The following is a 5,411-nucleotide window of genomic DNA, read 5'->3' on the forward strand; positions in this document are numbered from 1 at the left end:
TCACCGGCCATGGCGTATTGAACTGGGTGTAGGTCCAGCTCTGGTCACCTTCATGCTTGAGCAGCTTCTGCGTCTTGCACTCGTGAATCCAGGCGCAAGCACCGGCCACGTCTTCCTGCAACGCCTGGACCTTGGCCAGCGGCGCCTTGATCAGGGTCACGCCCTGATAGGCCTTGTACTTGGAGCCCGCCACTTCGCTGAGGGAAACCTTGATCCCCTCCTCGTCCTTGGCCACCTGCCAGTTTTCGGCCCAGGCAGCAGGCGACAGCAGAACACCCATGCCACACAGCAGTGCAATACGCTTGAACGATCTCATCATGTTTATCCTTGTTGTCGAAGATCCAGCCAGTCACGCCGCCGTCATCTGCTCCCACCAGCCAAGAATCCTGATTGCCTCTTCACTGTCACTGCCACACACCTCGGCATCTGCCTTGAAACCACCACACACCGCCGGCCGCTCGGGCTTGCCGAACAGGTCGCAGAGGTTGGCGGCCGTCAGGTGCAGGCAGCGCTCGCCCGCCGGCTTGCCATTGGGCATGCGCGGCATGGCAGAAGTGATGGACGGGGCGATGCAGCAGGCACCGCAACCCTCACGGCAATTCATGGCAACTCACCAAAATCAGGACTCCCTGAAACAGAAACGGGACGAATGCCCCTGGATAGTAACGGCTCAAACAGACGTTTGAAATTGCTGGCACAAGGAAATATGCCGTGACCCGGTAGTCAGTTCCCGGTTACTGACGATACTCGAAATCGATGGCTGCCCCTTCCACGTCATGACGGCTGTCATTGCGCAACTGCAACTGCATTTCGTTGCTGATCAGCCGACCATTGAGCTGGAACGGGCTATCGCTGGGCTCAGGGCTCTGGCTGAACATGGGAGGCAGCAAAGGTTTGCGACGCTGGATGGGTGAAGGCGTACCTACATTCGGCTCGAGGTTGTCGACCAGGTCCGTGGGCAGACTCAAATCGAGCTTTGCCTTGGGCAATGGCTTGGCGACGGCCTTGCTCACCGGTTTACGCGCCGGCTTGGCCTTGCTGTTGCTGGCCTTCTTCGCCACCGGCTTGGTTGCCGCCTTGGTTGCCGCCTTGGGCGCCGGCTTGTTCGAGGCCGCCTGCGCCTGAGCAGCCGGCTGCGCAGCCTGGGCGACACTACCCAGCGTGCAGAACGGTGCAAGGCACAAGATCAGGACAAAACGGCGTAAGGCGCTCATGGCAATTGGACAGACTGGCCGGAAAAGTGCGTATGCTCTCTGTTCCGCGGGCTGCTGGCAAGCCTTACAAAAGTGTGAGGGCAGGCTCTCTGCACAGCTGTTGCGCCAGCAAACCCAGGGTAATCACTGCGCGCTCGGCCTCTTTGTTCCACGGAATACCGCAGTTCAAGCGAATGCAGTGATTGAACTGTTCTGTGTTACTGAATATTAGCCCCGGAGCAATGCTGATCCCCTGCTCCAGCGCGCGCACGTGCAGCTCCTGGGTATTGACCCGCCCAGGCAGGCTCACCCACAGAATGAAACCGCCTGTCGGCCGGGTCATCTGGGTACCCTCGGGAAAGTGCTGCTGCACCGCCAGCTGGTAGGCACTGAGGTTCTTGCGGTACTCCTGGCGAATGTAACGCAGGTGGCGATCATAGCCGCCGTTTTCCAGGTAAGCCGCCACCCCCATCTGCGTCACGCTGCAGGCCGAGTGGGTGGTGAAGGTTTGCAGGCGCTGGATTTCGTCCTGGTAACGCCCGGCAATCATCCAGCCAACACGCACCCCCGGTGACAAGGTCTTGGAAAAGCTTGAGCAGTAGATCACCCGGTCCAGCCGGTCGTACGCCTTCAGCGCCTTGGTCTTGCCCTGCTCGAACATCAGCTCGCCATAGATATCGTCTTCGATGATCTGAATATCGAAGTCCGAAGCCAGGCGCAGCAATTGCTTCTGCCGTTCTTCGGGGACGGTGCCGCCCAGCGGATTGCTCAGGCGCGCAGTCAGCACCAGAGCCTTGATCGACCACTGGTTGGCTGCCAACTGCAAGGCTTCGAGACTGATCCCGGTGGACGGGTCACTAGGGATCTCGATCACCTTCAGGCCCAGCAGGTCAGCCAATTGCAGCAAGCCGTAATAGGTCGGCGACTCGGCGGCGATCAGATCACCCGGGCGCGTCAGCACACGCAGCGACATCTGCAGCGCATCGACACAGCCGTGGGTCACGATCACCTCTCGCGGATCGACCAGCACCCCGGCATCGCGCATGCGAATGGCGATCTGCCGGCGCAGCGGCTCGAAACCCGGGCTGAACATGTAACTGAAGGCGCGCGGGCTGTGAAAGCGCGTCACCTTGGCAATTTGCTGGTGCAGGGCCCGCACGGGCAGATAGTCGACATGCGGCACGGCGGCGCCAAACGGGAAAACGCCGTCGCGCCGCGCCTCGGTCAGTACCTGCTGGATGATGCTGGCGCGGGTCACCAGACCGGGGCGCTCGACCCGGGCGATGTCCGGGGTCTGGGCAGTCAGGGCCGGGGTCTGGTGCACGTAGTAGCCAGACTGCGGCCGCGCGCGGATAAGGCCCTGGTCTTCGAGGTTGGCATAGGCCTGCAGCACCGTGGCATGGCTGACATTGAGCTGGGCGCTCATCTTGCGCACGGAAGGCACCCGCTCGCCTGGCTGGTAGACACCGCGACGGATGTCATCGGCCAGTTGCTGGGCGATACGCTGGTACAGCAGCAGGTTGGTCATGGCTGGATCTCGACGCGCGGACGGCTAGTTATTCTTGTGCGACACACTGACGGTAGAGGATACCGTAACAGTTGCAAAGTGTACTGGGACAGATGGCAAGATAGTCAACAATACAATTGCGTGGCAGCCATAGAAAGGATTATGCCGCTGCCAGACCAATCACAAGCGGGGGCTGCTCTGCCGCCCCCGCTTGTCATCAATCAGCGCGCTGGCGCGAGCTTGCCTTTTTCATCGGAAAACACGATCTCTACCCGGCGGTTCTGCGCCCTGCCCCGCTCCGACGCATTGGCCTCGATCGGATACTGGTCGCCATAACCTTCCACCTGCAGGCGCTTCTCGTCGATGCCCAGGTCGACCAGCATGTCGGCCACGGACTGTGCCCGATCGCGCGACAGCTTGACGTTGTCCTCGGGGGCGCCGGTGCTGTCGGTATAGCCCTCGATACGCACCACCCGACGCGGGTTCAGTTGCAGGAACTGCACCAGCTTGAGCACGGTACGGCTGGCCGAGTTCTTCAGGTCGGCACGGCCGGTATCGAACAGCACATCGCCCAGGGTCATCACCAGGCCACGGTCGGTCTGCTCCGAGGCCAGCGCTGCAATCTGCGACTCGACCCACTTGCCCTGCTGCTGCACGCTGGCCAGCTTGGCCTCGCGCAGGGCCAGTTGCAGGCGCTGGCGCTCGAGATCGAGCTTGGCCTGACGCTCCTGACTCAGCGCCAACTTGGCATGCTCGCCGGCGATTTCGCTGTAGCGCTGGCTGAGATAGGCGTAATGCCGCACATCGGAGCCGGTGCCGATATAGCTCGACAGGCGCTCGGCGCGTGCCAGCGATTCGCCAGCACGAATCACGTCGCGCGGCGCGCTGCGCAGCACATCGGAATCATCCTTGACCTTCTGGAACGCGGCAGTGGCGTCGTCCAGCGCTGAGCTGCTGCGCTGGCTGGCGCAACCTTGCAAACCTGCCGCCAGCGCCAGCAACGCCAGCGCGGCCAATGGTGCACGGCGAATCATGGCTGCACCTCCAGCTGCTTGCGCAGGCGCTTGACCCGCGACTGCAGCAGTTGCAGCTGCTCTTCGCTCTTCTGGTTCAGCACCTGGGCCTCGGCCAGACGTGCATCCAGCTCCGCCTGCTCGGCGCGCATGCGCGCATCGCGATAGTCTTGGGTAAGCATATTGGTCTTGGCCCGGGCCAGCTTGTCTTCGGCCAGTTTCAGCGTTTCGACCTGGTCGGTGGCACCGACGGCCCTGGCCTGCTCCAGTGCCTGTTCGGAAATGCGCATCTGCTCGTCAGGGGCCGGATCATTGGCGCAGCCAGCCAGGCCGAGCACGGCCAGGGCAAGGATTAGTGGTTGGGTTCTCACGCAATCTTCCTAGTGTTTGGGGGCGTCCGTCGGCACCCGCAGTTGCTGCGCTTTCCAGCGCTCGACATTACGTTGCAGCACGGCCTCGGACGCACCGGAGATCGGCAATTCTGTCAGTTTTTTCGCCAATTGCCCACGCAACCAGCTGTCATTGCATGCCGAGTTGTGTGACAGGGCCAGGTACAGGCCCGGCCGATCCACCGGCAAGCCCCGGGCAATCAGGTCATTGCTCATGCCCAGGCTCTGGGCCATGGCCATGCCCGCATAGCGGCCAGCCAGCACATAGTCGACCTGGCCGAGCACCAGTTTCTGGAATGCCTGGGTAAGGTTCTGTGCCGGCACCAGCTTGAGCTGGGTTTTGGCGAAGGCAGTGAAGGCTGGCGTGAGACGTGCGCGTTCGGACAAACTGCCCTGGTACCTGGCCAGGTCCGCCGGGCCGTCGAAGTCCAGCACGGCATCATGGCGCGTCCATACCAGGTACTCGTTGAGCTGCAGGGGTGGATGGATGTAGTCCAGCGCGGTCAGCTGCTCCACTTGCATGGGGGTGTCGAGCAGCAGGTCCATGCGCCCGCTGCGTACCTCGTCCAAGGCCTGATCGCGACGGCCCGCATTCAGCACTTCTACCTTTACACCCAGCTCGCCAGCTACCTGGCGCAACAGGTCCACATTGGCACCGATCAGGTGTTTCGGGTCTTTCGGGTCTTGCCACGAATACGGTGGCGCATCCGGGCTGCCGGTCGCCACCAGGCGCTCGCATTTGCCTGCTGCCATGGCCAGTGGTGACATCAACACCGCCACACATGCCAGCGCCCTGCCCGTTCCGCGCAACCTCATCCCTCACTCCTTGTATTGCTTGATCCGGCCCTATCGCCGGCAAGCCAGCTCCCACAGGTACTGCAACGCCCTGAAGCGTGGCGCCGTACCTGTGGGAGCTGGCTTGCCGGCGACAAGGCCGCTACAGACCATAAAAAAACCCGGCCCCCTGTACGAGGGCCGGGTTCTTTATAAGTGAAGCAGGCGGATCAGACCAGCTTTTCCAGCTCTGGCACCGCTTCGAACAGGTCAGCGACCAGACCGTAGTCGGCTACCTGGAAGATCGGCGCTTCTTCGTCCTTGTTGATCGCAACGATCACCTTGGAGTCCTTCATGCCGGCCAGGTGCTGGATCGCGCCGGAGATACCGACGGCGATGTACAGCTGCGGGGCCACGATCTTGCCGGTCTGGCCGACCTGCATATCGTTGGGCACAAAGCCTGCGTCGACCGCAGCGCGCGAGGCACCGACGGCAGCGCCGAGCTTGTCGGCCAGGCTGTACAGGTGCTTGAAGT

At 62.2% G+C, this 5,411-nt stretch carries 7 protein-coding genes and 1 pseudogene; all 8 read right to left on the reverse strand.

Annotation, left to right across the window (positions count from 1 at the left end; translation table 11 throughout):
- Nucleotides 1-316, reverse strand: a pseudogene (locus tag HP546_RS25150) (hypothetical protein); the annotation flags it as partial.
- 33 nt (nt 317-349) lie between these two features.
- Complete coding sequence (locus tag HP546_RS25155; RefSeq protein ID WP_172230995.1) at nt 350-604, reverse strand: YkgJ family cysteine cluster protein; 255 nt, start codon at nt 602-604, stop codon at nt 350-352.
- 130 nt (nt 605-734) lie between these two features.
- The gene (locus HP546_RS25160; RefSeq protein WP_172230998.1) at nt 735-1,214 is read right to left on the reverse strand and encodes a hypothetical protein; all 480 of its coding nucleotides are present in this window, start codon (nt 1,212-1,214) and stop codon (nt 735-737) included.
- Nucleotides 1,215-1,278: 64 nt separating this feature from the next.
- Entirely contained in the window at nt 1,279-2,721 is a 1,443-nt protein-coding gene (locus HP546_RS25165) for a PLP-dependent aminotransferase family protein (RefSeq protein ID WP_172231001.1), read from the reverse strand.
- A 200-nt stretch (nt 2,722-2,921) separates the two neighbouring features.
- Nucleotides 2,922-3,734 carry an OmpA family protein gene (locus HP546_RS25170; protein WP_172231004.1) on the reverse strand — a complete coding sequence of 271 codons (813 nt, stop codon included), beginning with the start codon at nt 3,732-3,734 and terminating at the stop codon, nt 2,922-2,924.
- On the reverse strand, nt 3,731-4,084 hold the full coding sequence (locus HP546_RS25175) for a DUF4398 domain-containing protein (RefSeq protein WP_172231007.1): 354 nt from the start codon (nt 4,082-4,084) through the stop codon (nt 3,731-3,733). Before HP546_RS25175 ends, HP546_RS25170 begins: the two co-directional genes overlap by 4 nt.
- 9 nt (nt 4,085-4,093) lie before the next feature.
- Nucleotides 4,094-4,918: an ABC transporter substrate-binding protein gene (locus HP546_RS25180; protein WP_172231010.1), complete on the reverse strand. Its 825-nt coding sequence runs from the start codon at nt 4,916-4,918 to the stop codon at nt 4,094-4,096.
- Between the two features lie 188 nt (nt 4,919-5,106).
- The coding region (locus HP546_RS25185) for an FAD-binding protein (RefSeq protein WP_218584605.1) at nt 5,107-5,411 on the reverse strand (305 nt) is incomplete at its 5' end.

Origin of the sequence: Pseudomonas sp. CM25, assembly GCF_013179705.1 — a bacterium.
Lineage (GTDB): Bacteria > Pseudomonadota > Gammaproteobacteria > Pseudomonadales > Pseudomonadaceae > Aquipseudomonas.

Coding starts and splice junctions, on each gene's coding strand:
- HP546_RS25155 (WP_172230995.1), bottom strand. CDS start 604: ATGAATTGCCGTGAGGGTTGCGGTGCCTGCTGCATCGCCCCGTCCATC.
- HP546_RS25160 (WP_172230998.1), bottom strand. CDS start 1,214: ATGAGCGCCTTACGCCGTTTTGTCCTGATCTTGTGCCTTGCACCGTTC.
- HP546_RS25165 (WP_172231001.1), bottom strand. CDS start 2,721: ATGACCAACCTGCTGCTGTACCAGCGTATCGCCCAGCAACTGGCCGAT.
- HP546_RS25170 (WP_172231004.1), bottom strand. CDS start 3,734: ATGATTCGCCGTGCACCATTGGCCGCGCTGGCGTTGCTGGCGCTGGCG.
- HP546_RS25180 (WP_172231010.1), bottom strand. CDS start 4,918: ATGAGGTTGCGCGGAACGGGCAGGGCGCTGGCATGTGTGGCGGTGTTG.